This is a genomic window from Streptomyces sp. NPDC090445 (genome assembly GCF_044769385.1).
In the GTDB taxonomy this organism is placed as follows: Bacteria; Actinomycetota; Actinomycetes; order Streptomycetales; family Streptomycetaceae; genus Streptomyces.
Map to the genome: position 1 here is coordinate 421,363 of NZ_JBIVXV010000003.1, position 26,243 is coordinate 447,605.

26 protein-coding genes are annotated in these 26,243 nt (G+C 75.2%); 16 read left to right on the forward strand and 10 right to left on the reverse strand.

What is annotated here, in order from left to right; all coding sequences use genetic code 11:
• Positions 1-15: 15 nt before the first annotated feature.
• Positions 16-465 carry a universal stress protein gene (locus tag ACIQUT_RS09950; protein ID WP_403561313.1) on the forward strand — a complete coding sequence of 150 codons (450 nt, stop codon included), beginning with the start codon at positions 16-18 and terminating at the stop codon, positions 463-465.
• A gap of 24 nt (positions 466-489) precedes the next feature.
• Here the strand turns inward: ACIQUT_RS09950 and ACIQUT_RS09955 are convergent, their stop codons facing one another.
• From ACIQUT_RS09955 to ACIQUT_RS09965, 3 genes are all read right to left on the reverse strand, one after another.
• Positions 490-1,407, reverse strand: coding sequence for a universal stress protein (locus ACIQUT_RS09955; protein ID WP_403561315.1), 918 nt, complete (start codon positions 1,405-1,407; stop codon positions 490-492).
• Positions 1,408-1,440: 33 nt separating this feature from the next.
• A complete protein-coding gene (locus tag ACIQUT_RS09960; RefSeq protein ID WP_403561317.1) occupies positions 1,441-2,106 on the reverse strand; it encodes a CBS domain-containing protein in 666 nt (221 codons plus the stop codon).
• A gap of 217 nt (positions 2,107-2,323) precedes the next feature.
• The gene (locus tag ACIQUT_RS09965) at positions 2,324-3,037 is read right to left on the reverse strand and encodes a response regulator (RefSeq protein WP_403561318.1); all 714 of its coding nucleotides are present in this window, start codon (positions 3,035-3,037) and stop codon (positions 2,324-2,326) included.
• Positions 3,038-3,240: 203 nt separating this feature from the next.
• Here ACIQUT_RS09965 and ACIQUT_RS09970 point away from each other — a divergent pair, with 203 nt between their 5' ends.
• The 3 genes from ACIQUT_RS09970 to ACIQUT_RS09980 all read left to right on the forward strand — a co-directional run bounded on the left by ACIQUT_RS09970 (position 3,241) and on the right by ACIQUT_RS09980 (position 6,187).
• Positions 3,241-3,549, forward strand: a complete 309-nt coding sequence (locus tag ACIQUT_RS09970; protein WP_403561320.1) for an SHOCT domain-containing protein — start codon at positions 3,241-3,243, stop codon at positions 3,547-3,549.
• A gap of 110 nt (positions 3,550-3,659) precedes the next feature.
• Positions 3,660-5,369: a SulP family inorganic anion transporter gene (locus tag ACIQUT_RS09975; protein ID WP_403561322.1), complete on the forward strand. Its 1,710-nt coding sequence runs from the start codon at positions 3,660-3,662 to the stop codon at positions 5,367-5,369.
• Between the two features lie 206 nt (positions 5,370-5,575).
• Positions 5,576-6,187 carry a hypothetical protein gene (locus ACIQUT_RS09980; RefSeq protein ID WP_403561324.1) on the forward strand — a complete coding sequence of 204 codons (612 nt, stop codon included), beginning with the start codon at positions 5,576-5,578 and terminating at the stop codon, positions 6,185-6,187.
• An 87-nt stretch (positions 6,188-6,274) separates the two neighbouring features.
• On the opposite strand, the gene ACIQUT_RS09985 is transcribed toward ACIQUT_RS09980, so the two are convergent.
• The gene (locus ACIQUT_RS09985) at positions 6,275-6,760 is read right to left on the reverse strand and encodes a CBS domain-containing protein (protein ID WP_403561325.1); all 486 of its coding nucleotides are present in this window, start codon (positions 6,758-6,760) and stop codon (positions 6,275-6,277) included.
• Between the two features lie 225 nt (positions 6,761-6,985).
• Here ACIQUT_RS09985 and ACIQUT_RS09990 point away from each other — a divergent pair, with 225 nt between their 5' ends.
• Together ACIQUT_RS09990 and ACIQUT_RS09995 are read left to right on the forward strand one after the other, a co-directional pair.
• Positions 6,986-7,279, forward strand: coding sequence for a hypothetical protein (locus tag ACIQUT_RS09990; protein WP_403561327.1), 294 nt, complete (start codon positions 6,986-6,988; stop codon positions 7,277-7,279).
• Positions 7,280-7,600: 321 nt separating this feature from the next.
• Positions 7,601-8,500 (forward strand): universal stress protein, encoded by a 900-nt coding sequence (locus ACIQUT_RS09995; protein WP_403561329.1) that lies wholly within the window; start codon positions 7,601-7,603, stop codon positions 8,498-8,500.
• Between the two features lie 59 nt (positions 8,501-8,559).
• On the opposite strand, the gene ACIQUT_RS10000 is transcribed toward ACIQUT_RS09995, so the two are convergent.
• Positions 8,560-9,264: a response regulator gene (locus tag ACIQUT_RS10000; protein WP_403561331.1), complete on the reverse strand. Its 705-nt coding sequence runs from the start codon at positions 9,262-9,264 to the stop codon at positions 8,560-8,562.
• 276 nt (positions 9,265-9,540) lie between these two features.
• Here ACIQUT_RS10000 and ACIQUT_RS10005 point away from each other — a divergent pair, with 276 nt between their 5' ends.
• Both ACIQUT_RS10005 and ACIQUT_RS10010 read left to right on the forward strand, forming a co-directional pair.
• The gene (locus ACIQUT_RS10005; RefSeq protein ID WP_403561333.1) at positions 9,541-9,864 is read left to right on the forward strand and encodes an STAS domain-containing protein; all 324 of its coding nucleotides are present in this window, start codon (positions 9,541-9,543) and stop codon (positions 9,862-9,864) included.
• 116 nt (positions 9,865-9,980) lie between these two features.
• Complete coding sequence (locus ACIQUT_RS10010) at positions 9,981-10,592, forward strand: pyridoxamine 5'-phosphate oxidase family protein (protein WP_403561335.1); 612 nt, start codon at positions 9,981-9,983, stop codon at positions 10,590-10,592.
• Here the strand turns inward: ACIQUT_RS10010 and ACIQUT_RS10015 are convergent, their stop codons facing one another.
• The 3 genes from ACIQUT_RS10015 to ACIQUT_RS10025 form a co-directional block, all read right to left on the reverse strand.
• Positions 10,593-12,308, reverse strand: a complete 1,716-nt coding sequence (locus tag ACIQUT_RS10015; RefSeq protein ID WP_403561337.1) for a GAF domain-containing protein — start codon at positions 12,306-12,308, stop codon at positions 10,593-10,595.
• A 126-nt stretch (positions 12,309-12,434) separates the two neighbouring features.
• Positions 12,435-13,466: an Acg family FMN-binding oxidoreductase gene (locus ACIQUT_RS10020; RefSeq protein ID WP_403561339.1), complete on the reverse strand. Its 1,032-nt coding sequence runs from the start codon at positions 13,464-13,466 to the stop codon at positions 12,435-12,437.
• A 247-nt stretch (positions 13,467-13,713) separates the two neighbouring features.
• Positions 13,714-14,397 carry an HPP family protein gene (locus tag ACIQUT_RS10025; RefSeq protein WP_403561341.1) on the reverse strand — a complete coding sequence of 228 codons (684 nt, stop codon included), beginning with the start codon at positions 14,395-14,397 and terminating at the stop codon, positions 13,714-13,716.
• Positions 14,398-14,701: 304 nt separating this feature from the next.
• Between ACIQUT_RS10025 and ACIQUT_RS10030 the strand changes: the two genes are divergently transcribed.
• The 4 genes from ACIQUT_RS10030 to ACIQUT_RS10045 all read left to right on the forward strand — a co-directional run bounded on the left by ACIQUT_RS10030 (position 14,702) and on the right by ACIQUT_RS10045 (position 21,373).
• Positions 14,702-16,483, forward strand: coding sequence for a GAF domain-containing protein (locus ACIQUT_RS10030; RefSeq protein WP_403561343.1), 1,782 nt, complete (start codon positions 14,702-14,704; stop codon positions 16,481-16,483).
• Between the two features lie 175 nt (positions 16,484-16,658).
• Positions 16,659-17,543, forward strand: coding sequence for an oxygenase MpaB family protein (locus tag ACIQUT_RS10035; protein ID WP_403561345.1), 885 nt, complete (start codon positions 16,659-16,661; stop codon positions 17,541-17,543).
• Between the two features lie 33 nt (positions 17,544-17,576).
• Positions 17,577-19,721 carry a tetratricopeptide repeat protein gene (locus ACIQUT_RS10040; protein ID WP_403561347.1) on the forward strand — a complete coding sequence of 715 codons (2,145 nt, stop codon included), beginning with the start codon at positions 17,577-17,579 and terminating at the stop codon, positions 19,719-19,721.
• On the forward strand, positions 19,718-21,373 hold the full coding sequence (locus ACIQUT_RS10045) for a phytoene desaturase family protein (protein WP_403561349.1): 1,656 nt from the start codon (positions 19,718-19,720) through the stop codon (positions 21,371-21,373). The genes ACIQUT_RS10040 and ACIQUT_RS10045 overlap by 4 nt, the downstream gene beginning before the upstream one ends.
• Positions 21,374-21,392: 19 nt before the next feature.
• Here ACIQUT_RS10045 and ACIQUT_RS10050 read toward each other — a convergent pair whose 3' ends face one another.
• The gene (locus ACIQUT_RS10050) at positions 21,393-21,854 is read right to left on the reverse strand and encodes a nitroreductase family deazaflavin-dependent oxidoreductase (protein WP_403561351.1); all 462 of its coding nucleotides are present in this window, start codon (positions 21,852-21,854) and stop codon (positions 21,393-21,395) included.
• Between the two features lie 153 nt (positions 21,855-22,007).
• Here ACIQUT_RS10050 and ACIQUT_RS10055 point away from each other — a divergent pair, with 153 nt between their 5' ends.
• The 4 genes from ACIQUT_RS10055 to ACIQUT_RS10070 all read left to right on the forward strand — a co-directional run bounded on the left by ACIQUT_RS10055 (position 22,008) and on the right by ACIQUT_RS10070 (position 24,955).
• Positions 22,008-22,385 (forward strand): VOC family protein, encoded by a 378-nt coding sequence (locus ACIQUT_RS10055; protein WP_403561353.1) that lies wholly within the window; start codon positions 22,008-22,010, stop codon positions 22,383-22,385.
• Between the two features lie 162 nt (positions 22,386-22,547).
• Complete coding sequence (locus ACIQUT_RS10060) at positions 22,548-23,492, forward strand: hypothetical protein (protein ID WP_403561355.1); 945 nt, start codon at positions 22,548-22,550, stop codon at positions 23,490-23,492.
• A gap of 19 nt (positions 23,493-23,511) precedes the next feature.
• Complete coding sequence (locus tag ACIQUT_RS10065) at positions 23,512-24,138, forward strand: hypothetical protein (protein WP_403561357.1); 627 nt, start codon at positions 23,512-23,514, stop codon at positions 24,136-24,138.
• Entirely contained in the window at positions 24,116-24,955 is an 840-nt protein-coding gene (locus tag ACIQUT_RS10070) for an inositol monophosphatase family protein (RefSeq protein WP_403561359.1), read from the forward strand. Before ACIQUT_RS10065 ends, ACIQUT_RS10070 begins: the two co-directional genes overlap by 23 nt.
• Before the next feature lie 19 nt (positions 24,956-24,974).
• On the opposite strand, the gene ACIQUT_RS10075 is transcribed toward ACIQUT_RS10070, so the two are convergent.
• A complete protein-coding gene (locus ACIQUT_RS10075) occupies positions 24,975-26,162 on the reverse strand; it encodes an SLC13 family permease (protein WP_403561361.1) in 1,188 nt (395 codons plus the stop codon).
• Positions 26,163-26,243: the final 81 nt, after the last annotated feature.

Here is a 26,243-nt window from a genome sequence, read left to right on the forward strand (position 1 = left end):
GGAAGGGGTGCAGGCATGGACACGCAGAACGGGACTCCGCGGATCGTGGTGGGCGTCGACGGATCGCCCTCCTCCCAGGCCGCGCTGCGCTGGGCGGTGCGGTACGCCGGCCTCGTCGGCGGCAACGTCGTGGCGGTCACGGCGTGGGAGGTCCCCGGCAGCGCGTCGTGGTCGGCTCCGGCGGTGGACGCCACGTTCGACGAGGAGGAGGCCGAGCGGTCCCTGGTCGAGGAGGTCCGCACCGTGCTCGGCGAGGACGGCGCCTCCCTGGTCCACGAGCGCCTGGTGCACGGCCATCCGGCCGAGGTCCTGGTGGCCGAGGCCGAGGGGGCCGAGGTGCTGGTCGTGGGCAGCCGCGGCCGCGGCGGTTTCCGCCGGGCCCTGCTCGGTTCGGTGAGCCAGCAGGTGGCGCTCCACGCCCCGTGCCCGGTGACCATCGTCCGCCCGGACGTACCCGTCGACTGAGCCCCCCGTCGACTGAGCCCCCGTTCAGTCGTGGGCGATGACGGCGACCGGGGCGGCGGCATGGTGCAGGACCGCGTGGGCGACCGGGCCCAGGCGCGCGCCGAGGGGTGAGCGGCGGCGGTGGCGTCCCACCACGACCAGAGCCGCACTCCGGCTCGCCCGGACCAGCAGCTCACCCGCAGAGCCCCTGAACACCGTGCAGGTGACGCTCACTTCGGGGAACCTCTGCCGCCAGGGCGCGAGCATGTCGTCCAGCAGGTTCGAGGCGCTCCGGCCGATCTCCCGCTCGACGTCCGGGTCGGCGAAGGGGGCGTACGCGTACGCGGGCGGCAGCTTCCAGCCGTGCACGGCCTGCAGCGGGCAGCCGCGCCGGGCCGCCTCCTCGAAGGCGAAGGCGAGAACCCGGTCGCACGCCTCGTGTACGTCCACCCCCACGGCGATCCCGGCGGCGGCCGAGCCGCTTCCCGGCCCGCCGACGGCGTCCGCTTCGCCGTCGGCGGCGTCGGCGGTGTCGTCAGCGTGGGTGCCGGCGCTGCGGACGAGGACCACCGGCGCGTCGGTCGCGACCACGGTCGACATCGCCACCGAGCCGACGACGAAGCCGACCAGCCCGCCCAGGCCCCGTGACCCCAGCACCAGCAGGCCCGCGTCGGCGGCCTCGGCGGCCAGGGCGGCCGCCGGCTGGGCCGTGGGGCAGCGGGCCGTGACGTCGAGCTGCGGATGGCGCTGCCGGAGTTCCTGCGCCGTCTCGGCCAGTGCCCGGTCCGCCCAGCGGTCGACGTCCTGGCGGCCCAGGCCGGGGAGCACCGGGTCCAGGGGCCAGTCGACGGCATGGACGAGCCGCAACGGCACGCCCCGCAGTACGGCCTCCTGCGCGGCCCAGCGTGCCGCCGCCCGGCTCTCCGCGGAACCGTCGACTCCGACTGCCACGTGGTTCTTCATGACGGCGATTTCCTCCATGCGGTCGGCCGCGCGTCACCACGGCATCGGGTGACGGGAGCGGCCGGCGTGCGTGCCCGCCCCGTCGTCGGTGCGGGCCGTGACGTGCACGGCCACGGCCACGACCCCGTCGAGCCGTTCGACGAGGCCGAGGAGCACGTCCAGCCGGCTGCGGAGCGGCACGGACCCGTCCAGGGTCACGATGCCGTCCACCACGCGGACGTCGACGTCGTCGGCCGCCCCGCCCAGAACGTATCCGAGGACGTCCCGGACACGCCGGCGCACCTCGGCGTCCGGACGCAGGAACATGCGGAGCAGGTCCCTGCGGGTGACGATGCCGACGAGCCGGTCCTCCACGTCCACGACGGGCAGCCGTTCGATGCCGCGGCGCGTCATCAGCCGGGCGGCGTCGGCGGCGGTCGCCTCGGCGTGGACGGTGACCGCGGGGGCCGTCATGATCCCGCCGGCCGTGGGCGGCCGTGCCCGGTCCCGGTCCTGCCGGGGAGCGTGCGGGTCGGGTGCGGCGTGCGCCAGCACGTCGGTCTGCGAGACGACGCCCACCACGCGGTCCTCGTCGTCCAGGACGGGTACCCCGCTGATGTCGTACTGGGCGAGCAGCTTCGCGATGTCCTTGAAAGCGGTGCCGGGCGTCACGGAGACGACCTCGTCGGTCATCAGGTCCGCAACCTTGATCCGGTTCATGAGGCCCTCCTGTTCCGCCGTGCCCGTGCCCCGTGCCCGTGCCCGTGACGTGACATGACGTGACGATGTGGGCGCGCGGCTGATCTCCGGTGCGTGTGCCATTCACCATCCGCCGGAGCGGCGGGGGGATCGAGGGCCGAACGGTCCCGTCCGGGGACCGGGCGGCCCTCCACCGGCCTCGGCGCCGATGCCGTACCGGTGTGAGCCGTCCGGGCGGTCAGCCGCCGCGGCCGTGCTCGTGCTCGTGACCGTGGTGGTGGTCGTGGACCTGTGCGGCGATCACGGCCGCCTGGACCCGGCGCTCGACCCCGAGCTTGCCCAGGAGCCGGGAGATGTGGTTCTTGACCGTCTTCTCGGACAGGTACAGCCGCTTGGCGATCTGCCGGTTGGTCAGGCCGTCGCCGATGAGTTCCAGGACGGCCCGCTCCCGCTCCGACAGCGCGGCCAGGCGCGGGTCCTCCGGTTCCGCGGCCGGCTCCGGGTCGCGCAGGGAGTGCATCAGGCGGGCGGTCGTGGCCGGGTCCAGCATGGACTGGCCGGTGGCGACCGTCCGCACGGCGGCCACCAGGTCGGAGCCCTTGACCTGCTTCAGCACGTAACCGGCGGCCCCCGCCATGATCGCGTCCAGCAGGGCGTCCTCGTCGTCGAACGACGTCAGCATCAGGCAGGCCAGCCCCGGCATGCGCGACCGCAGCTCCCGGCAGACCCCGATGCCGTCGCCGTCGGGCAGCCGTACGTCGAGCACGGCGACGTCCGGGCGCAGCGCCGGGCCGCGGACCAGCGCCTGCTCGGCCGTGCCCGCCTCACCCACGACGGTGATGTCCGGCTCGGAGTCGAGGAGGTCGCGCAGCCCGCGCCGGACGACCTCGTGGTCGTCGAGGAGGAACACCTTGATCGGTGCCCCGGCGGAGGTGGCCGGATCGTCGGACATGATCGCCCCCGGTTCGGTCTGTGTCCCCCCTGGTTCGGTCTGCGCCGTGCTCTTCCACCGGAATTGTCTCAGGAAGGGCGGCCATGGGCCCTGTGGTCCCCGCTGTGGCCCGATCGACTCATGCCCGGTGCCGCCCGGCCGGGGATCCTGGCAGCAGGCGGCCGGGTTCCCGCCGCCCAACCCGTCGACCCGGCAGGTATGACATGTACTGGAACGGTCACATGGGTCCTTGGGGCTGGTTCGCCATGTCCCTCACGACGCTCGTCTTCTGGGCCCTGATCATCGCAGCTGCCGTTTTCGTGGCCCGCAGCTTCAAGCGGGACCGTGCGGCCGCGGAGGGTGCGGCCGCGCCCGCGGCGCCCGCTCCGCGCACCGCTTCCGGCACCGCCTCCGCGGAGGGGGCCGAGACGCTCCTCGCGGAGCGGTACGCCAAGGGCGAGATCGACGACGAGGAGTACGCGCGGCGGCTCGCCGTACTGCGCGGCCATGCCGCGGGGCCCGCGCCCCCGTGAGCTGCCGGTAGCGGGCAGCGGCCGGGCCGCGCTCGCGCGCTTCACCCACCCGTGCCCGCTCGCACGGCACGATGGTCCGGCACACGCCCGCAGGGAGTCCCGGAGGTGCCATGCCGCAGCGGCGACGGATCGCTGTGCTTCCGCCCGTCTTCCGCGGCTACCGGAAGGCATGGCTGCGCGGTGACCTCCTGGCGGGGGTCACGGTCGCCGCCTATCTCGTGCCCCAGGTCATGGCCTACGCCGGGGTGGCCGGCCTGCCGCCGGTCACCGGCCTGTGGGCGGTCCTTCCGGCCATGGTGCTCTACACCCTGGCCGGGTCCTCCCGGCTGCTGTCCGTCGGACCGGAGTCGACCACGGCCCTCATGACCGCCGTGGCCGTCGCCCCGCTCGCGGGCGGTGACCCCGCGCGGTACGCGGTGCTCGCGGCGGCCCTCGCGGTCGTGGTCGGCCTGCTCTGCACGGTCGCCTGGGCCGTCCGGCTCGGCTTCCTCGCGGACCTGCTCTCCCACCCCGTGCTCGTCGGCTACATGGCCGGCGTCGCCTGCATCATGATCGTGGACCAGCTGCCCAAGCTCACCGGGGTCAGCGGCAGCGGGTCCGGGTTCTTCCCGCAGCTGTTCTCGTTCCTCCGCGACCTCGGCGACGTGCACCGGCCCACGGCCGTCCTGGCCGCAGGATGCCTGGCCCTGCTGTTCACCCTGCCCCTGCTGGGGCGCGCCGTGCCCGGACCGCTCGTCGTCCTCGCCCTCTCCACGGCCGTGGTGGCCGGCTTCGGCCTCGACTCCCGGTACGGCATCGACGTCATCGGCGCCGTCCCCACCGGGCTGCCCGGCTTCGCCCTGCCCCGCCCGTCCGACTACCCCGACCTGGTCCTGCCCGCCCTCGGAGTGCTCCTCGTCGGCTACTCGGACGTCGTCCTCACCGCGCGCGCCTTCGCCCGCCGCGACGACCCGCAGCCCCTGGACGCGGACCGCGAGCTGCTCGCCCTCGGCGCGGCCAACCTCGGCGCCGGCGTCCTGCAGGGCTTCCCCGTCAGCAGCAGCGCCAGCCGCACCGCCCTCGCGGACTCCGCCGGTGCCCGCACCCAGGTGTACTCCCTCGCCGGCGCCGCCTGCGTCGTCTGTGTTCTGCTCTTCCTCGGCCCCCTGCTCGCCCACACCCCGTCGGCCGCCCTCGGCGCCATCGTCGTGTACGCCGCCCTGCGCCTGGTCGAGGCCGGCGAGTTCCGCCGGCTCGCCGCCTTCCGCCGCCGCGAACTCCTCCTCGCCGTCGGATGCACCCTCGGCGTCCTCGCCCTCGGCATCCTGTACGGCGTCCTCGTCGCCGTGGCCCTGTCCGTCGCCGAACTGCTCACCCGGGTCGCCCGCCCGCACGACGCCGTCCAGGGCATCGTCCCCGGCCTGGCCGGCATGCACGACATCGACGACTACCCGACCGCCCGCACCGTCCCCGGCCTCCTCGTCTACCGCTACGACTCCCCGCTCTTCTTCGCCAACGCCGACGACTTCCGCCGCCGCGCCCTGGCCGCCGTCGACGCGCAGGACGAATCCGTCCGCTGGTTCGTCCTGAACACCGAGGCCAACGTCGAGGTCGACATCACCGCCCTCGACGCGGTCGAGGCCCTGCGCGCCGAGCTCACCGACCGCGGCATCGTCTTCGCCCTCGCCCGCGTCAAACAGGACCTCCGCGACCCCCTCGACGCCTACGGCCTCACGGCGTCCGTCGGCGAGGACCGCATCTTCGCCACCCTCCCCACCGCCGTCGCCGCCTACCGCACCTGGCGGGGAGACACGGACGGCGCCCCGGCCGACCCCGCGTGAGACCGGCCCGCCCCCTTCCGCTTCGCTGCCGGGCAGCGGACGATGTCCTCCCGAGGGGAGGCGCGGTGGCCGCGGCCGGGGGTGCCCCGGCCGGCTGCGGCGCGTGCCCTTCTCCGTCGCCGGACCCCGCCCAGGTCGCCGCTGCATGGCTTGGGGAGCGGCAGCGGAGGACAGTGGGGGAGAGGGGATGACCCCGGAGGTGCGCGATGTCCTGCCGGACGCCCGGCCGGGGCGCCGGTACGGGGGCGAACCCGCTGCGGCGGGGGGCCGACCGTGCCCGCGCCCGCTGGCACGCCGTCTTCGCGCTGGCCTGTGTGCTCGCGGTGGTCTGCGCGATCGGCACCGGCATGGCCGTGCACGCCGCCGGCGAGCGCGCCGCCGAGGCCCGGGCCCGTCTCCTGCACCGGGTCACGGCCACCACCGTGGCCGAGCCGGCGGGGCCGGAGGCAGCCCGGACCGCCGGTGTGCCCGCGGCCTCGGCGCAGGCCACCTGGCGGTATCCGGGCTCCCGCGTGCACACCGGGCCCGTCCCCGTTCCGCCCCGCACGCCGGCCGGGAAGGCCGTCGCCATATGGGTGGACGACGCGGGAGACGTGTCCCTCAAGCCGCCGCGCACCGCGGACGCGATCACCCTCGACGCGATCGCCGCGGCCGCCGGCACCCTCGCGGCGGTCGTCCTGAGCGCCGGCGGGCTGGTCACCGTACGGCTGCGCCGGATCGAGGCGGGCAGTCTGCGGCAGTGGGAGCGGGACTGGGCGCGCGTCGAGCCGTACTGGTCCGGGCGCGCCCGCCCGGAGCAGGGCGCGGACGACGACTGACGACTGACGGCGGACGCGCGGCGGGGCTGCGCGGCGGGGGCCGTGCGGGGCTGCGCGGCGGGGTGGGTACGGTGCTGCGCGGCTGGGCTACGCGGTGTCCGGCGGGCCCGGAGGCTCCGCGAGGACGCTCCAGGCGACCGGCCCCAGCAGGTCCGCCACCCGCTGGAAGACGTCCATCAGCAGGTCGTCCACCGTCAGCACGCCCACCACCCGGACCCCGTCCAGTACGGGAAGGCGCCGCACACCGGTGTTCCGGAAGATCCGGTACGCCGTGTGGATGTCGTCCCCGGCGTCCACGGTGACGACGGGGGAGGACATCACCGTCCGGACCGCCCCGTCCGGGTCGGCGCCCGCGGCCACGACGCGCACGGCGAGGTCCCGGTCGGTGACGATGCCGCACAGCTCCCCGTCCTCGGTCACGACGACGGAGCCGACGCCGTGGCCGTCCATCCGCCGGGCGACCTCGCGGATCGGCGTCACGGCGGGAACGGCCACCGCGGGCGCCGACATGGACGCGGACACCTTCGCCGCGGACACTCGTGATGCGGACGCCTTCGATGCGGAGACCCTCATGGTCCGGATCCTTCCGGGCAGTGCCCCTGCGGAAACCCCCGCGCGCGGGGCGGGACCGGGCCGGAGCAGGGCCCAGCAGGCCTGCTCGGGGGCCGCATGGCCCTGTGCCGTCCGTCCGTGCCTGCCGCAGCATGGGATCCAGGGAATCGACACCGATACGCAGTCCGGCCCAGTCCGATTCAGTCCAGTTCAGTCCAGTCCAGTCCCGTTCCGAGGTGATCTGACATGGCATCCGCAGAATGGACCACTCCCGGGGTGTACGCCGGCCCGGGCGGCGTGCTCACCGACGCAGCCGGCACCCTCACAGGTGAACTGACGGTGCACACCACGTGGGAGCAGGAGCGGGCGCACATCGCGGTGCAGTACGCGGGCGCGTCCGAGTGGTACGCCCTGGCGGGCAGCCCCGTGGTCTGCCCGAGCTCCGAGGCCAGCCGGGCGGTGCACCAGAGCGCGGTGGAGGCCGTGCGCAGCGGCGGGGCGGTCCCCTTCACCCCGTGGCCGACGACCCCCGTGGCCTGAGCGGGCCGCCCCGTCACCCGTGCGGACCCCCTGCCGGCCGACCCACTGCCCGGGCGGGTGCGCCCCGCCGCCCGCCCGGGGGTCTGCCGCGGTGCCCGCGGCCGCCGCTGCGTGACCGGGTCGCGGCCCGGTTGCGCCTGCTCGCCCGGTCCCGGCCGGTGCCGCCCGGGCCGGAGGGTGCCGACCGGCCCGGGGTGAGGGCCGGTCGGCCCTTCGGCGGGCGGGGGGCGGCCCGCCAGAGTGGAATCGGGGGGCCGACGTGCCGCCCCCCGGAGAGCACAGCCGAGCAGTATGCAGCCGAGCAGTATGGAGGGCAGAGCCGTGACACCTGTCATCGCCGTCGGAGTGGACGGATCCCCGGAGAGCCGGGCCGCCGCGCGGTGGGCGGCGGACGAGGCGGTCCGGCGGGGTCTGGGCCTGCGCCTGGTCCACGCCTGGCTGTGGCAGCCGGTGGCACTGCCGATGGCCCAGGACCGGGAGGAGGAGGCCCGCCGCGCCGACGCCGTGCTGCACGCCGCGGCCGACGAGGTCGCCGCGCGCCATCCGGAGCTGGGCATCGTCACCGAGGTCGTGTCGGACGCGCCGGTGCCCGCCCTGCTGCGGGAGGCGGAGCAGGCGGAGCTGCTGGCCCTGGGCACCCGGGGCCACGGCCCGGTCCTCGGGTTCCTGCTGGGCTCGTACGGGCAGCAGGTCATCGGCGAGGCCGCCTGCCCGGTGGTGTCCGTGCGCGCGGCCGACGCCGAACAGCCGGACGCCGGACGGGACGCCGGGGAAGGCAGCCGGCCGGGCGAGGTCGTCGTCGGCCAGTACGGCTACCCCGAGGACAGCCACGACGTCCTGGGCTTCGCGTTCGAGGCGGCCGCCGCGCGCGGGGCCGCCGTACGGGCGGTGCGTGCCTGGGACCTGCCGTCGATCTACGCGTACAGCCCCGGCTCGATGTGGATCTCCGACCAGGACGGCGGGCTCGTGCAGTACGAGCAGGCGGCGCTGCGCCGGGCGCTGGAGCCGTGGCGCGAGAAGTACCCCGAGGTGCCCGTGGTGGAGCACGTCGAACTGGGCAGCGCCGGGCAGGTGCTGCTGTCGGCGGCGGAGGGTTCCGCGTCGCTGCTGGTCGTGGGCCGGCGTACGCGCAAGGGGCCCGTCGGCAGCAGGATCGGTTCGGCGGCCCACGCGGTCCTGCACCACGCGCGGTGCCCCGTGGCCGTGGTGCCGCAGTCCTGAACGCGCGGACGGCGGGCGGCGGGCCTGCACCAGCCGCCCGCCGCCCGCCGCCGCGGCCCTCAGGCGGGGCGGCCCGGCTGGCGGTTGGACGGGACGAGGGTGTGGCTGGCGATCACGGCGGCCTGGACGCGCCGGTCGACGCCGAGCTTGATGAACAGGCGCGAGACGATGTTCTTCACCGTCTTCTCGGCGAGGTAGAGCCGCTTGCCGATCTCGCGGTTCGTCAGGCCCTCGCTGACCAGCACCAGGATCTCCTTCTCCCGGTCCGTGAACCCCGGCAGGCCCGGAACCTGCTCCTCCTGCGGTACCTCGCCCCGCATCCGGGCCATCACCCGGGCCGTGGCGCCCGGGTCGAGCATCGACTTGCCTGAGGCCACCGTGCGGACCGCGGTGACCAGGTCGGTCCCGCTGATCTGCTTGAGGACGTAGCCGGAGGCGCCGGCCATGATGGCGTCGAGCAGCGCCTCCTCGTCGTCGAACGAGGTGAGCATCAGGCAGGCCAGGTCCGGCATCCGGGAGCGCAGCTCGCGGCAGACGGTGACGCCGTCGCCGTCCTGGAGCCGTACGTCGAGCACCGCCACCCGCGGGCGCAGCGCCGGGACCCGGACGAGCGCCTGCTCCGCCGTGGAGGCCTCGCCCACCACGCGGATGTCCGGCTCGGCCTCCAGCAGGTCGTGCACGCCGCGGCGGACGACCTCGTGGTCGTCGAGGAGGAAGACGCTGATCGGCTCCGCTGCCGGGTGGGGGGCACCGCTGTCGGTCATTCTTCTGCTCCTCGTTCGGGCGGGTACCGGACGTACGCGCGCATACGCATCCTCCCCCGCCGGAGGACCGCACGACAGGGGCCGATCGGCCCTTCCCTTAGCGCGGTACGGGCCGGTCCGTCACCGGAACCACGGACATCGGGACCTTCGGCCCTCGGTACGGGGCATGCGGACCTTATGCCTCCGGCTGTGCGGCTGATGGGATGGGGGCGGCCGGACCGCCGTGCCCGGAACGGGCTCGGCCGGACACGGTGACGCAGGAGGGGAGAGGGACACATGGGCAGGACGATGATCGCGCTCAGGACGGTCGTACAGGACGAGTACGGGGCGGGCGTCGCCGTCGTGGGCGAGCTGGACGTGCACACGGTCGCGGCCGTCGAGCCGAGACTCGCGCGGGTCGCCGACGGCGGCGGGGACGTGGTGCTGGACCTGTCCGGGCTCGCGTTCTGCGACACCTCGGGCATCGACATGTTCCTGCGCCTGCACCGGCGGTGCGCGCGCACCGGGGCGCGGCTCCTGCTCCAGGGCGTGTCGCCGCTGCTGGCCAAGTCGCTGCGGGTGGTCGGTGCGGACCGCGAGCTGCACTGCGGCTGGTGGTGAACCCGGAGAGGACCGTTCGGCCCTGGTGCGGCGCCCACGGTCCGGGGGACGCTGCTGGTTCACACAAGAGCACAGTACGCAGCAAATCGATCTCCTTCGGACCACAGGTGCACATCATGGAACACGAAGTGGACGGGGAGGGCGCACGCCGCATGCGGCCCCTGCCCCGCGGCGAGGCCCTGCGCCTGCTCGGGACGGTCCCCCTGGGGCGGGTCGTCTTCACCCGGCACGCGCTCCCCGCGGTACGCCCCGTGAACCACCTCCTGGACGGCGAGGACATCGTCCTGCGGGTGCACGACGGCGGCGCGCTCGCCGCGCTGGCGGTGTCCTCCGACGGCGAGGGCGTCGTCGTCGCGTACGAGACGGACGACATCGACACCCGCACCCGCCTCGGCTGGAGCGTCGTGGTCACCGGCTACGCACGCCCGGTGACCGACCCCGTCCAGGCGGCCGCGTACGAGGACCGGCTGCGGCCCTGGGTGCTCGGCCAGGAGCCCTGCCGCGTCGTCCGCATCCGGCCGGACCTGGTCACCGGCTTCCGGCTGGAGCGCGCCGCGGCCCCGGAGCCGGGCGCGGACGCGCCGGAGCCGCCCCCGGGAGCGGAACCCCGTGCGGCCGCGCCATCCCGGGCGGCCGCGCCATCCCGGGCGGCCGCGCCATCCCGGGCGGTCGCGGGATTCCGTGTGGTCGCGGAGCCCGGCGCGGCCCCGTGTGCCGGGGCCGGCTGATCAGGCGAGCTCCGCCGAGGCCGCGTCCTGGTGCAGCGGGGCCCGCCACACGAGCCGGCTGCCGCCTTCGTCCGGCGATTCGATCAGGAACGTGCCGCCGACGCTGCGGGCCCGCTCGTCCAGGTTGGCCAGACCGCTGCGGCGGCCCTGCTCGGGGATGCCCACCCCGTCGTCCGACACGGTCAGCACGACCTCGCCGCCGCCCGCCTTGAGCGACACCCCGACCCGGCCGGCGTGCGCGTGCCGGGCCGCGTTGCTGAGCAGTTCCCCGAGCACGGCCACGACGTGGTCGGCCACGTCGTCGGGCACGTCGGTATCGAGCAGGCCCTCCATGCTCAGCCGCGGCGGGTGCCCGAGCAGGGTCGCGGCCTCGCCGACCGCCCGCGCCGCGCGGGCGCGCAGCCCCGCACCGCCCGCACCGTCCCGGTCCTTGGTGCGCAGCCCGAAGATGGTCGACCGGATGATCTTGATGGTTTCGTCGAGGTCGTCCACGGCCCGGCCGAGCCGCTGCGCGGCCCCGCCGTGCTCCACCAGGCGGGCCGCGCTCTGCAGGGTCATCCCGGTGGCGAACAGCCGCTGGATGGCCAGGTCGTGGAGATCGCGGGCGATGCGGTCGCGCTCCTCCAGCAGGGCGATCTGCTCGGCGTCCCGCCGCCGGTCCGCCAGTTCCAGGCCGAGCGCCGCCTGCCCGGCGAAGGCCAGCAGAGGTTCGAGCTCGCCGTCGCTGAACACGGGATCGCCCGCGGCCCGGGCGAGGAACAGCACGCCCCGCGTCGGTGTGCCGCCCGTGCCCAGGGGCACCGCCACCGCCGGGCCCTCGGCGCCGGCCGGCGCCGAGTCCGCGTCGAACCGCCGGTCGGTGGCGGCCCGCGGGCTCGACACCGGGGCGCCCTCGGTGTGCGCGGCCCCCACCATCGTCCCCGCCAGGGGCAGGACCAGCCCCTGCCGGGCCTCGGCCCCGGCGCCGGTGGCCACCTCCACCAGCAGGCCGTCCGCCCCGGGCAGCGCGGTGGCGATCTCCGCGGCCTGCGCGCCGGTGATGTCCTGCGCCCGGCGCGCGATGAGCTGGAGCACCTCGGTGCGCGAACTCCCGGACAGCAGGCTCCCCGTGATCTCGGCATTGGCCCGCAGCCAGTGCTGCTGGCGCTGGGAGCCCTCGTACAGGCGGGCGTTGTCGATGGCGACACCGGCGGCCACCGACAGGGTGGTGATGACCGACTCGTCCTCCGTGTCGAAATCCTGGCCGCCCCGCTTGTCGGTGAGGTAGAGGTTCCCGAACACCTCCTCCCGCACCCGGATGGGCACGCCCAGGAACGTGCGCATCGGCGGGTGGTGGGCGGGGAAGCCGTGCGAGGACGGGTGCTTGCCGAGATCGGCCAGCCGCAGCGGCTCCGGGTGCCGGATCACCTCGCCCAGCAGGCCGTGGCCGGACGGCAGCGGCCCGATCCGGGCGATCTCCTCGTCGGACAGGCCGACGGTCAGGAACTGCGAGAGCGTCCTGCCGTCCGGCCCGATGACCCCGAGGGCGCCGTACTCGGCGTCGACGAGCAGCGCGGCGGCCTCCACGATGCGGCGCAGGACCTGGGAGAGCTCCAGCTCCCGCCCCACCGACACGACGGCCTCCAGGAGGCTGTGCACGCGGTCGCGCGTGCCGCGGGCGGCGTCGATCCGCCCCTGGAGCTCGTCGAGCAACTCGTCCAGACGCATCTTCGGCATCTGGGACAGTGAATCCCCCACCATGAACCGGCTCTCCTTGCACTCAACCGGCGCAAAGCCTATCGGGAGCACACGGATACGGAAGGCCGAACTCCCGTCACGGAGCAGAGGCGGGGGACACCGGTGTCACAGGACGTGCAGGACCTCCGCGACCGCCCGGCGGGGCGTGCCCGGGCCCTGCGGGCCGTAGCCCAGCCGGACGACCATCTGGATGTGGCCCGTGCCCGTGACCGGGTTCCGGGCCGGCCACCGCAGTTCGGGCCATTCCAGGGGCTGGGAGGTCATGGACGTGGCCAGGCCGTCGGCGGTGGCCTGCAGCAGGATCCGCTCCAGCGCCTGCCCGGCCCGCAGCCAGTCGGCGGGCGTGTCCCCGGCCGTGGAGAGCAGGACCAGCTGCGGGTGCTCCTCGAAGGCGGCCCGGTCGCGGCCGGCCACGGGCCTGGTCCGGCCGAAGTCCCGCACGGTCGCGGCCCCGCCCGTGCTGCGCGGGCCGAAGGCGGCGGCCGGGATGCCGTCGCGGCGCGGCCTCCCGCTCGTATCGGCACCCGTACCGGCGCCGGCGCCCGCGGTCGCGGTCTCGGCGGTGTCGTACGTCCAGGCGGCCGTCTCGGCCCGCACCCCCGGCTGGATCTCCTCGCGCTGCTCCGCGTCGCGGACCAGCCCGAGCAGGGTGTCGACGTGCCAGGGATCCGGCACGTCCAGGCGGCAGCCCTCCAGCAGGGCGGCCGCCCGCAGCCCGTCCAGCAGCGCGTCCGGGACCGGCTCGTCACCGAAGGGGAAGCGGCTCGTACGGCGCCTGCGCAGCGCGGGGTACAGCACGGCCAGGTCCTGGTCGTCGCCGACGGGGTCGGTGAACCCGACCTCGGCCAGCAGCCAGGGGTCGGCGTCGTCCGGCAGCAGCCGTACGTCGGCCTGCCGGCCGTGGTGGGCGGCGGAGACGCGCAGGTTGAACAGGGCTGCGGCGCAGCCGAGGTGGAGGGCGCGGTGGTCCGGGTCCGCCCGGTGCATGGCCCGGCGGGGATCCCCGTACAGCTCGATGGTCCCGGTGGCCCGGCGGAGGACGAACCTCCAGGGCTGCGCGTTGTGCATCGAGGGCGCGGTGACGGCGTCGCCGACGAACAGGGCGGCTTCTGCGGAGCCGATCAGTGGTGCGGTCACGGGACTGCTCCTGTCGTGTCGGGTGGTGCGCTGTATCCAGGTTCCCCCGCGCGCCCGCGCCCGCGCGATGGGCCGAGCGGCCCCACCGGGGGCCGGTCGGCCCTGGCGCACCGGGCCCGGTAGTGCTGCAATGAGAGTGCGGAGAGAGCCCAATACTGAGGATGCGGAGAAGCGGCCTCGTGCCGTGCACCACACAATCGGGTTCCGCGAGAAGCGGGCGGGCTCTTTCCGCCCTTTGCCGTGCGGCTCACCACGCCATGGCGCTGCGGCTGCCGGTGTCGTCGACGAGCGCCGTGACGTGCGAGACGACCGACACGACCCCGTCGAGGCGTTCGACCAGGCCCCGCAGCACCGTCAGCTGGCTCTGCCGCTCCACGTGGCCCTCCAGGGCGACGACCCCGTGCACGACGTGGACGTCGACGGCCCCCGACGGCAGGCCCAGGGCGGCGTCCAGCACCTCCGTGACGACGCGGCGCCGGATCTCCGCGTCCGGCCGCAGGAACAGGTGCAGCAGGTCCCGGCGGGTGACGATGCCGACGAGGCGGTCCTCCACGTCCACGACGGGCAGCCGGTCCACCCCGCAGCGGGCCATCAGCCGGGCGGCGCCGGCCGCGGGCTCGTCCGCGCGGACCGTCACCGCGGGCACGGACATCACCTCGGCCGCGGTGGCCGGCCCGGCCGCCTCTCCGGGGGCCCCGCCCGCCTCCTTGGGGGCCCCGCCCGCCTTCCCGGGGGTGCGCGCTTCCGGCGGGAGGTGTGCGAGCAGGTCCGTCCGGGAGACGACCCCGAGGACGCGGTCCTCGTCGTCGAGGACCGGGAGCCCGCTGATGCCGTGCTCCTCCAGGAGCTGCACGATGTGCCCGAAGGCCGTGCCGGGAGCCGCGCAGACGACCTCGTCGGTCATCAGGTCCGCAACCTTGATCTGTCTCACGATGCCCCTCCTGCCCTTCCCTGCCTACTCCTGCCGTCCCGCGCCCGGCTGCCGGACGCGGGGGTACGCAGCCCACGATCCGGTGGGCGCGCAGCGCGATCGAGGGCCGAACGGTCCCCTTCCGGGCCCGGGCGGGCCCTCCCGCGGCCGCCCCCGCCGGACGGGCCCTGCCGGGCGAAGGGACGGAGGGACGGGCCCCGGCCGGGCGAACGGACGCGCGCGCGGACGGGAAAGGGCCCCCGGGGCGGGCTACGGTGAAGGAGCCGGTGCCCTTCCCGCCGGAGCCGGCGGCTGGAGGTGGTCCATGGGCGGCGCGGACGGCCCGACCGCCCCCCGGAGCAGGATTCCGGGGCTGCGGCTGGACGAACTGCTCGACGAGCTCCAGTCCCGCATCGACGAGGTCAGGGGGACCCGGGACCGGCTGCACGGGCTCCTGGAAGCCGTGATGTCGGTCGGCCGCGAGCTGGACCTGCCGCAGGTGCTGCGCGGGATCGTGGAGGCCGCCGTCGTCCTCGTCGACGCCGAGTACGGGGCCCTCGGCGTGATCGGGAGCGACCGGCGGCTCGCCGAGTTCCTCCCCGTCGGGGTCAGCGACGAGCTGCGCGCCCGCATCGGGGCCCTGCCCTCCGGCCACGGCATCCTCGGCGAGCTCATCCGGCACCCCCGGCCGCTGCGGCTGTCCGAGCTGTCCGAGCACCCCGCCTCGTACGGCTTCCCGCCCCACCACCCGGCGATGCACTCCTTCCTCGGGGTCCCCATCCGGGTCCGCGAGGAGGTCTTCGGGAACCTGTACATCACCGAGAAGCGGGGCGGGGCCGAGTTCGACGCGGAGGACGAGGCCGTGCTGTCCACGCTGGCCGTGGCGGCCGGCATCGCCATCGAGAACGCCCGCCTCTTCGAGGAGGTCCGGCTGCGCGAACGCTGGCTGGAGGCCGGCTCCGACATCACCAGCGGCCTGCTGTCCGGGGCCCCCGAGGACGAGGTCCTCGCGGGCATGCTGGCGCGGGCCAAGGACATCACCGGCGCCGACCTGGGCGTCTTCTACCTCCTCGGCCCCGCGGGGGAGCTGCGCGGCTCGCTCGCCCTGGGGGAGGGCGCCGAGGTGCACCGCGGGACCGTCCTGCCGGACACCGCCGGCACCCTCGCGGCGGCCGCACTGGCCGGGGAGGGCCTGGTCGGGTTCGCGGACGCCGGGACGGACGGGCGCATCACCGTGCGGCCGGAGCACTGGGAGGGCTTCGGCCCGGCCGTCGCCGTCACCGTCGGCACGGAGGAGAAACTCAGCGGCGTCCTCACCCTGGCCCGGCTCCGCGGCCGCCCCGGCTTCGCCGCCGCCGAGGTCGCCGGGCTGCCCGGGTTCGCCGGGCAGACGGCCCTCGCCCTGGAACTCGCCGGCCGGCGCCGGGACGCCGAGCAGCTGAGCCTGCTGGAGGACCACGACCGCATCGCCCGCGACCTGCACGACCTGGCGATCCAGCGGCTCTTCGCCACCGGCATGACCCTGCAGAGCGCCCAGCGGTTCGTCGACCACCCGGAGGCCTCCGAGCGGCTGGCGCGGGCCGTGGACGACCTCGACGCCACCATCAAGATCATCCGGGCGACGATCTTCGGCCTCCGCGAGGGCGAGGCCCGCACCGCGGGCGCGGGATCCGGCGGGCGGGCCGGGCCCGGCGCACCGCGGAAGCTGCGGCTGGGCCTGGTCACGGCCGTGGACGAGGCCGCGCGGGTCCTCGGCTTCACCCCCGCGCTGCGCATGGAGGGGCTCATCGACACCGATGTGCCGGCGGGCGTGGCCCGGGAGGTCCTCGCGGTCGTCGGGGAGGCCCTGACCAACGTCGCCCGGCACGCCCGGGCCACGGCGGCGGAGGTCTCGGTCGCCCTGGCCGGCGGGGTCCTCACCGTCACGGTCGCCGACGACGGGGTCGGCCTGCCGGAGGAACCGGGCGGGCAGGGCCGGGGCCGCGGCAGCGGGCTGCGCAACCTCGCCGAACGAGCCGAGCGGCTCGGCGGCCACATGGCGGTCGCCACCCGCCCCGACCACCCCGGCACCCGCCTCCACTGGCAGATCCCCCTCCCGCCCCCCTGACCCCCGGCTCGTCGGACGCCTCGGACCGGAGCCCGGGTCGGCGGGGAGACGCACCGCGGAGACGCACCGTGGCGGGCGGCGGTCCCGGGGTGGCACGCTCGACGCGGCCGGGTGTCGTATCCGCACACCGGGCTCCAGGGCATCCACCGGGCTCCAGGGCATCAGGGAGGCAAGGATGAGCGGCGGCGCCGATCCGGGGCTCTACGGGCCCGCGTCCGTCACCTGGCAGTGCCACGGCGATCCGGTCATGTGGATCGCCGGGGTGCGCGCCCTCTGGCTCCAGGCCCTGCACCCGCGCGCCGTGCGCGCCGTTCTGGCCAATTCCGACTTCCGCAACGACGCCTGGGGGCGGCTGCTGCGCACCGCCGACTTCGTCGGCACCGTCACCTACGGCACCACCGCGGCCGCCGAGGCGGCCGGGGCCCGGGTCCGCCGGATCCACCGGTCACTGTCCGCCACCGACCCCGCCACCGGCGAGCGGTTCCGCGTCGACGACCCCGAGCTGCTGCTGTGGGTGCACTGCGCCCAGATCGACAGCTTCCTGCACGTCCTGCGCCGATCCGGGGTCCCCCTGACCCCCGCCCAGGCCGACCGCTACGTCGACGAGAACCGGGTGAGCGCCCGCCTCGTCGGCCTGGATCCGGATGCCGTCCCCGCCGACACGCGCGGGCTTGCCGCGTACTTCGAGCAGGTCCGGCCGGTGCTCGCCGCCGGGGCGGACGCCCGCGCCGTGGACGACTTCCTGCGCGGTCCGCCCGTCCCCGCCGTCCTCCGCCCTGGCCGAAAACTGCTGTGGGGCCCGCTCGCCGCGCTTGCGTACGGGACCCTCCCCGGCCACGCGCACCGGCTGTACGGCAGGCCCGCGCCGCCCCCGCGGACCGTGACCCGGCGCCTGCGCCTCACCGGTACCCTGCTGCGCAGCATTCCCGCAGGTCTGCGATGGCAGCTTCCTCCAGGTCACATCTTGAACGCGATGCGGCGCACGGGCCCCGGGAGCCGTCCCTCGGCGTACACACTGCGTACATCAGCGGCCATACTTGACCGGCCGGGGAGGGCGTAGGACGTAGCACGACAACGGGGGCGGCTTTAAGACATGGCGGAGTCCAGACTGATCCAGGGCCGGTACCGGTCACTCGATCTGATCGGGCGCGGCGGCATGGGCGAAGTGTGGCGCGCCCGGGACGAGTCGCTCGGTCGGCACGTCGCGGTCAAATGTCTCAAACCGCTCGGTGCAGAACGGGACAACCACTTCATCCAGGTCCTTCGCGAGCGCTTCCGCCGCGAGGCCCGCGTCGCCGCCTCCCTCCAGCACCGCGGGGTCACCGTCATCCACGACTTCGGCGACGACAGCGCCGCCGGGGGCCCGCTCTACCTGGTCATGGAGCTCCTCGACGGCCGCAACCTCAGCCAGCTCATGGAGGAGAACCAGACGAGCCCGCTCCCTGTGGACGTGGTCGTCGACATCGCCGAGCAGCTGGCCGCCGCCCTCGGGTACACGCACGCCCAGGGCGTCGTGCACCGCGACCTCAAGCCCGCCAACATCATGCGGCTCACCGACGGCACGGTGAAGATCTGCGACTTCGGCATCGCCCGCCTCGCCCACGACATCGGGTTCACCGCCAAGCTCACCGGCGGCGGCATGGCCATGGGCACCCCGCACTACATGTCGCCCGAGCAGATCGCCGGCGGCGAGCTCGACCACCGCAGCGACCTGTACTCCCTCGGCTGCGTCCTGTACGAGATCGCGACCGGGGCCCCGCCGTTCGACCTCGGCGACTCCTGGTCGGTGCTGGTCGGACACCGGGACAACGTGCCCGTGCCGCCGCGGCGGCACCGCCCGGAGCTGCCCGAGTACTTCGAGCGGGTCGTGCTGGAACTGCTGGCCAAGTGCCCCGACGACCGGCCCGGCGACGCCCGCGACCTGCACCGCCGGCTCGTGGAGGACCGCCTCCGCGCCGGCATGCCGTCGCCCGGCCAGGCCCCGCCGCTGCCCGCCTGGGCGCAGGGCATGAGCGCGGGCCGCAAGGCCGGCATCGACGCCCGCCCGGCGAGCGGCGAATGGGCCGTGCTGACCGGCTCCTGGACGGCGGCGCGCACGAGCGGCGGGCAGCGGATCCTGCGCCCGGCCGCCTCGGAGGACCCGCGGCTCACCGCACCGTACGGGGTGCCGCGCGGCACCTTCTTCGACGGCTCGGGCGCGGGCACCGCCACGGGCATCGGCATCGGCACGGGGCTCGACGCGCTCGGTGCCGACGGCTTCGACTCCGACACCGGCTCCGCGGCCGCGCTCGCCGTCGGCCACGCCCGGGCCTTCGCCCTCAGCCGGGCCGGCCGCCCCGAGGAGGCGCTGGCCACGTACGAGGCCGTCGCCCACGGCCGCACCCGGCTCCTCGGCGCGGACCACCCCGACACCCTGGCCGCGCGCCAGGAGGCGGCGTACGAGCTGGGCCGGCTGGGCCGCCACCAGGAGGCGTTCGACGTGTACCGGGCGGTGCTCGTCGGCCGCGAGCGCAGCATGGGCCCGCTCCACCGGGACACCCTGCACTGCCGGCACAACCTGGCCTGCGCCCTCGGAGCGCTGGGCCGGCACACCGAGGCGCACCACGCCGCCGCCGAGACGGCCGCCGACCGGGCCGTCGTCCTCGGCGCCGAGCACCCGGACACACTGCTGACCCGGTACGAGGCGGCGTACGCGCTGGGCCGCCTCGAACGCTGGGAGGAGGCCCTCCAAGGCTTCCACGAGGTGGCCGCCGCCCGGGAACGGGTGATCGGCCGCGACCATCCCGACACCCTCGCCGCCCGCTACGAGGTCGGCATCGCGCTCGCCCGCACCGCACGCGTCGCCCAGGCCCTGGACCTGTTCCGGGGCCTGGTCCGCGACCGCACCCGGGCGTACGGCGCCGCCGACCCGGAGACGCTCCGCGCCCGGCACGCCCTCGGCGTCAACCTGGGCCGGCTCGACCGCTGGGAGGAGGCGGTCGACGAGGCCCGGCAGGTGGCCGGGGCCCGGGCGCGGACGCTCGGCGCCGAACACCCCGACACCCTGGTCAGCCTGCGCGAGCTCGCCGTCGGCCTCGGCCGGCTGGGCCGCTGGGACGAGGCGCTGCCCCTCTACCGGGAGATCTCCGGCGTCCGCGAGCGCTCCCTCGGCGACGGCCACCCGGAGACGGTCGCGGCCCACGCCGACGAGGCCCACTGTCTGGAGCGGCTCGCCCAGGTGTGCTACCAAGAGCCATGACGACCTTCGGGCGGGACGTACACGGCGACGGCGGCAGCGGCAGGGGCGGCGACGACGGCGGCGGTGGTCTCCGCCGGGACGTGTACGACGCCGTGATCGTGGGCGGCGGGCACAACGGCCTGGTCGCCGCCGCGTACCTGGCCCGGGCGGGCCGTTCGGTGCTGGTCCTCGAACGGCTCGGCCACACCGGCGGGGCCGCGGTCTCCACCCGCCCCTTCGCGGGCGTCGACGCCCGCCTGTCGCGCTACTCCTACCTCGTCTCGCTGCTCCCGGCGAAGATCGTGCGCGATCTGGGGCTGGACTTCGCGGTCCGCCGGCGCGCGGTGTCCTCGTACACCCCCGTCGAGCGCGGCGGCCGCCACGGCGGGCTGCTCGTCGGTGCCGACGAGGCCCGCACCCGGGAGTCCTTCGCGCGGCTGACCGGCTCGGAGCGGGAGTACGACAGCTGGCGGGCCTTCTACGGGACGGTCCGGCAGGTCGCCGGGAAGGTCTTCCCCACCCTGACCGAGCCGCTGCCCACCCGGGCGGAGCTGCGGGACCGGATCGGCGACGAAGCGGCCTGGCGGATGCTGTTCGAGGAGCCCCTCGGGCGGGCGGTCGAGGAGCGCTTCGCGGACGACCTGGTACGGGGCGTGGTCCTCACCGACGGCCTCATCGGCACCTTCGCGGACGCCCACGACCCCTCCCTCGCCCAGAACCGCTGCTTCCTCTACCACGTCATCGGCGGCGGCACGGGCGACTGGGACGTCCCCGTCGGCGGCATGGGCGCCCTCACCGATGCGCTGGCCGGGGCCGCACGGGCCGCCGGGGCGCACATCGCGACCGGGCACGAGGTCCTGCGCATCGACACGGACGGCACCGGGACCCAACCCGCCGAGGTGGTCTTCCGCACGGCGACCGGCGAGGGGCGGGTCGCCGCGCGCACGGTGCTGGTCAACGCCTCCCCGCGGGCGCTGGCCGAACTCCTCGGCCAGGAGCCGCCGTCGCCGCCCGCCGAGGGCGCCCAGCTGAAGGTGAACATGCTGCTGCGGCGGCTGCCCCGGCTCCGGGACGCCTCCGTCGACCCCCGCGAGGCCTTCGGCGGCACCTTCCACATCGCCGAGGGGTACGCCGAGCTGGCGCGGGCCCACGCCGAGGCCGCGGCCGGCGAGCTGCCCTCCGTACCGCCCTCGGAGATCTACTGCCATTCGCTGACCGACCCGACGATCCTCGGCCCGGAGCTGGTGGAGCAGGGCTACCAGACGCTGACGCTGTTCGGCCTGCACACGCCGGCGCGGCTGTTCGAGAAGGACAACCAGGGCACCCGGGAAGTGCTGCTGACCGCCACCCTCGCCCAGCTCGACGCACACCTCGCCGAGCCGATCACCGACTGCCTCGCCTTCGACGCGGACGGCCGGCCCTGCATCGAGGCCAAGACCCCGCTCGACCTGGAGCGCGAACTGCGCCTGCCCGGCGGGAACATCTTCCACCGGGAGCTGTCCTGGCCCCACCAGGGCGGCGACGGGGCCGCGGGCGCCGGCCCCGGAGCGGGCCGGTGGGGTGTGGAGACCCCGTACCCGGGCGTCCTGCTGTGCGGGGCCGGCGCCGTGCGCGGCGGCGGTGTGAGCGGCATCCCCGGCCACAACGCCGCGATGGCGGCGCTGGGGCGCTGAGCCGCGGGGTGTGCCGCCGCTATCGCGCGGGAGAGTCCGCCGGTTCGATGACGACGATCGGGATCTCGCGCTCGGTGGCCGCCTGGTAGTCCTCGTACGCGGGCCAGTGCCCGACCATGACCGGCCAGTACGCGGCGCGCTCCTCGGGCGTGGCCGTACGGGCCCTGCCCTGCATGATCTTCGGGCCGACCTGGATGCGCACCTCGGGGTGGGCGACCAGGTTCCGGTACCAGAGCGGGTGTTCGGCGGAGCCGCCCCGGGACGCGACGACGAGGTAGTCGCCGTCGGCCTCGCCGTAGATGAGCGGGGTGCGCACCGGGTGGCCGGAAACCCGGCCGAGGGTGGTGAGGAGGAGCGTCTGGGTGCCCCGCCAGAACTGGCCCTCGGCCCCGTTCGACTCGACGTACTGCCTGACGTGGTCGAGCTGCCAGCCCGGCCGGGGGTCCTTCGGGTTGTCCCAGTCGATGTCCGTGCTCGTCATGAGGTCCTGCCTGCCTTCGCTGCGGGTGCGGCCATGGATCGACACAGGCGTCAACGGCGGCGGGGGCGGTCTTATGCCGCGACGGGCACTGCCGCCGTCGTACGCCGGACGCCCGACGCGGCGACCGACGCCCCGGCCCCCTAGGATCGCGGCATGATCGCCGAACTGCAGTGCGTGGTGCTGGACTGCCCCGATCCGCTCGCCCTCGCCGGGTTCTACCGGTCCGTGCTGGGCGGCACGGTCAACCGGCCCGACCCGCGGTGGTCGCTCGACGAGGACTGGGCGACGCTGCACACCCCGGCCGGGACCGTCCTCGCCTTCCAGCGGGTGGCCGACCACCGGCCGCCGCGCTGGCCCGACCCCGCACACCCCCAGCAGTTCCACCTGGACTTCGGCGTCCCCGACCTGGACCGGGCCCAGGAACAGGTGCTCGCCGCCGGGGCGACCCTCCTCGACGCCCGCCCCGGCACCGACGACTGGCGCGTCTGCGCGGACCCGGCGGGCCACCCGTTCTGCCTGGTGCGCCACTGAACCGACCCGGACCCGGGCGCTGACCGCCCGCACCGACCCCTCCGGCGCCGCGCCGCGCCGCCCCACGCATGCCGTGCGCCCCCTGCGCGACGCGAAGTTGCTCTGGTGGCGCCACCGCGGCATCTCCTACCATCGGAACAGCCGACGGGGGAGGAGGCGTGCATGGCAGCACGAGTCGGGCGGCTGGAACGCTTCGTGGCCTGGGTGCTCCGCAACGCCGACGTCGTGGTCGCCCTGTGCGTCGCCATGGGCGTCGGGTTCCTGGAGATCTTCGGTGACGTCGTCAGCGACGACGTCTCCTCCGGGGCCACCCTGGTCGTCCTCGGCCTGCTCGCGACCGGGTCGATCGTGGAGCGCGTACGCCGGCCCGCCGCCATCCAGGACGCGATGCTCGGCACCCGGCGGGCCCTGGAGGACCTCGCCATGGTGCGCTCGCTCTCCGGCAACGAGGTCGGCGAGGCGCTGCGCAAGGCCCGCCAGCGCACCAACCTCTGGTACTTCAAGGGCGGCACCGGGACCTACCTGCGGGCGGTCACCCTGCCCCTGTGCGTGGCCGCGGCCAAGGAGCAGCGGTCCCAGCTCAACGTGAAGATCGACATCGTCAACCCGGCCGACGAGCGGGCCTGCGCCGCGTACGCCCGGTTCCGGCAGATGTTCGGCGGACAGCGCCGCGGCGACGAGCCGTGGACCACCGACCGGGTCCGCCGGGAGTCGTACGCGACGGTCCTCGCCGCCTGCTGGTACCAGCGGCAGCTGACCACGCTGGAGATCAGCGTGCACCTCTCGGCCGCCGTGCCCACCCTGCGCTTCGACCTGTCCGAAACCTGCCTCGTCATCACCCAGGACGACCAGTCCAGGGTCAACCTGCTCGTGGAGCGGGGGCAGCCGCTCTACGACTACTACGTCACCGAGCTGCACCAGAGCCGGGAGCAGGCCACGGCGCTCGACCTGCGCGTCGCGTCGCCGCTCGGCCAGGAGCCCACCGTCGACGAGGTGCGCACCCTCTTCGACGAACTGCGGCTCCCGCTCCCGCGCGTCTTCACCGACAGCGACATCGGCAAGATCATCGAGAAGGCCCTGCACGCGGAGGACCCCTACAGGAGGTGAGGCGCTCCGGCGCGCCCCCATGGACCACGAGCTCGAAAGGACACTCGCCACCCTGGAGGAGATCGCCTCCGGGGAAAGGCAGTTACGGGCGGTTCGCCACCCCCTCGGATTCCTCTGCCTCCCCCTGCTCAGAGAGGATCCCCGCGGCATCTGCGTGCACCTCTTCGAGGCGGGCGACCGCGCCGAGCCGGGCGCGTCCCCCCTGCACGCCCACAGCTGGGAACTGCGCAGCCGCGTGCTGTACGGGCGGGTGGCGAACCGTCCCGTACGCGTGCGGGCGGTCGGCGAAGGGGAACAGGACGCCACCCACCGCGTGTTCGAGGTGCACAGCGGCAGCGACGGCGTCGACGAGATCCGCCCCACCCCGCTCCTCGTGCGCGGCGAGCTCGGCCCCGCCCACATCACCTCCCGGGGCGAGACGTACACCCTGGCCGCGGGCGAGTTCCACGCCACCGCCCTGGCGGGACCGGAACCCGCGGCCACCCTGGTCCACGGCCTGTCCGTACCCGGACAGGCCGACCTCTCGCTCGGGCCGGTCGACGGCCGCGCCCGCCGTACGACCCGCCGGCTGTGCGACACCGAACTGACCGTGCGCAGCGTCCACGCCGTCCTCAGGAGGATCCATGCCGAACAGCGGGCTGCCTGACTTCGACCACGAACGGCAGGTCGCCGTCGCCGCGGCGGAGGAGGCGGGCGGCCTGCTGCGCAGCCGCTTCGGCACGGCGCGGTGCCTGCGGACCAAGGGCGACAGCGGCGACGTACAGGTCGACCTCGACCTCGCCGCCGAGGAAATCGTCCTCGGCCGCATCCAGCACCACTTCCCGCACGACCGGATCCTGTCCGAGGAGGCCGGGCTCCTCGGGGACGCCGGCGAACGCACCTGGCTGGTCGACCCGCTGGACGGCAGCAACAACGTCGCGATCGGACTGCCCGCGTTCGTGGTGGGCATCGGCCTGTGCCTCGGCAGCACCCCCGTCGTGGGCGTCGTCCACGAACCGGTCACCGGGGAGACCTGGCACGCGGTCAGGGGGCACGGGGCGCACGGGCCGTCCGGGGCACTGCCCGGCCCCCGCCCCATCCTCCCGCGCCCCGGGCCCGTCGTCGCCTGGACCCAGGGGTACGCCGTGGGCCGCGGCGACGCCACCGCCACGGCACTGCGCGGGGCGCTCGAACTGGGCTGCCGGCGCGTCCTGCAGCTGTGGGCGCCCCTGCTCGGCTGGAGCCTGCTGGCGCGCGGCACGATCGACGCCTTCGTCGGCTACCGCGCCGAGGGCGTCGACCTGCCGACCGGGGCGCTGCTCGCGGCCGAGGCGGGCGTCGACCTGCGCACGCTGTCCGGGGCGGAGTTCCGGCCCGGCTTCGCCGGGGACGACACCGGGCGCAGCTTCGTGGCCGCGCGCGGCGGGACCCTCGCGTACCTGCTGCGGGAGGTGGGGGCCGCGGTGGAGCGGACGTCCGGCTGACCCGCTGCACCGTGCGGGCCTACGCGGTGGCCGCCAGGGCCACCGTGGCCGCCAGCGTGCCCGACACCGCCAGCACCAGCCCCGTACCGAGGAAGCGGCCCAGGTCGATCCGCGTGCCGTGCCAGCGGCACCGCTCGAACCACAGCAGGGTGGCCAGCGAGGCCCACGGCGTGACCACCGGGCCCACGTTGACGCCGATCAGCTGGGCCAGCAGCTGCTGGTGGTTGGCCTCGGGGATCGCGGCCTCGCCCGCCATGTAGGCCGGCAGGTTGTTCAGTATGTTGGAGAAGCCGGCGCCGACCGCGGCGGACCGCAGCATCCCCATGGGGCCGTTGTCGGAGCCGATCGCCGTCGCCAGTATCTCCTGCAGCCCGTGCGTGCTGGCCGTCTCCACGACCAGGAACATGCCCGGTACGAGGACGAGGAGCCGCCAGGGGATCAGGGACAGGCGGAGCGTGTCCCGGCTGCGCACCGCGAAGGCCGCCACCACCACCAGCGCGGCGGTGAGCGACGCCGCCCACAGCGGCACGTCGGCGAGGATGGCCAGCAGGAACCCGGTGCACGCCACCGCGCACACCCGGAACAGGACCCGGTCCGCCGGACTCGGCGGCGAAGGCGGCTCGTAGCGGAGCTCGCCGCGGGCGCCCAGGCGCCAGTAGAAGCCCCACAGGCAGGCCATCGTGACCGTTATGGCGGCCAGCTGCGGCGCCCACATGGCGGCGGCCATCTCCGACGGGGCCAGCGCCACCCGGTCCGCGGCCAGCAGGTTCGTCAGGTTCGACACGGGCAGCAGCAGGCTCGCCGTGTTCGCCAGCCAGACCGTGGTCATCGCCAGCGGCACGGACGCGATGCCCACCCGGGTCGCGAGCGCCAGCATCACCGGGGTCAGCAGCACCGCCGTGGTGTCCAGGTTGAGGGTGATGGTGGTGAGGGACGCGAACGCCACGCACAGCCCGAACAGGAGGGGGTAGTTCCCCCGGCCCGCGCGCGCCACCCAGGTGGCGACCACGTCGAACACCTCCGCCTTGCCCGTCAGTTCGGCGAGGACGATGACCGTGGCGAGGAACACCAGCAGCGGGCCGATGCGCTCGACCACGTTCCCGGCCGGGCCGGTGGGCAGGAGGCCCGTCGCAACGCAGAGCACGCCGAGCGCGAGCAGCCCGCCCGCCAGCCAGTCGAGTCCATGGAGACGCCTGAGGAAAGACACGGCGAACAGACTCGCACACACACGCGCCGGACCGTCAGAAGGCCGTGCGCGGATCAGGACAGACGGCCCCGGCGGCCGTCG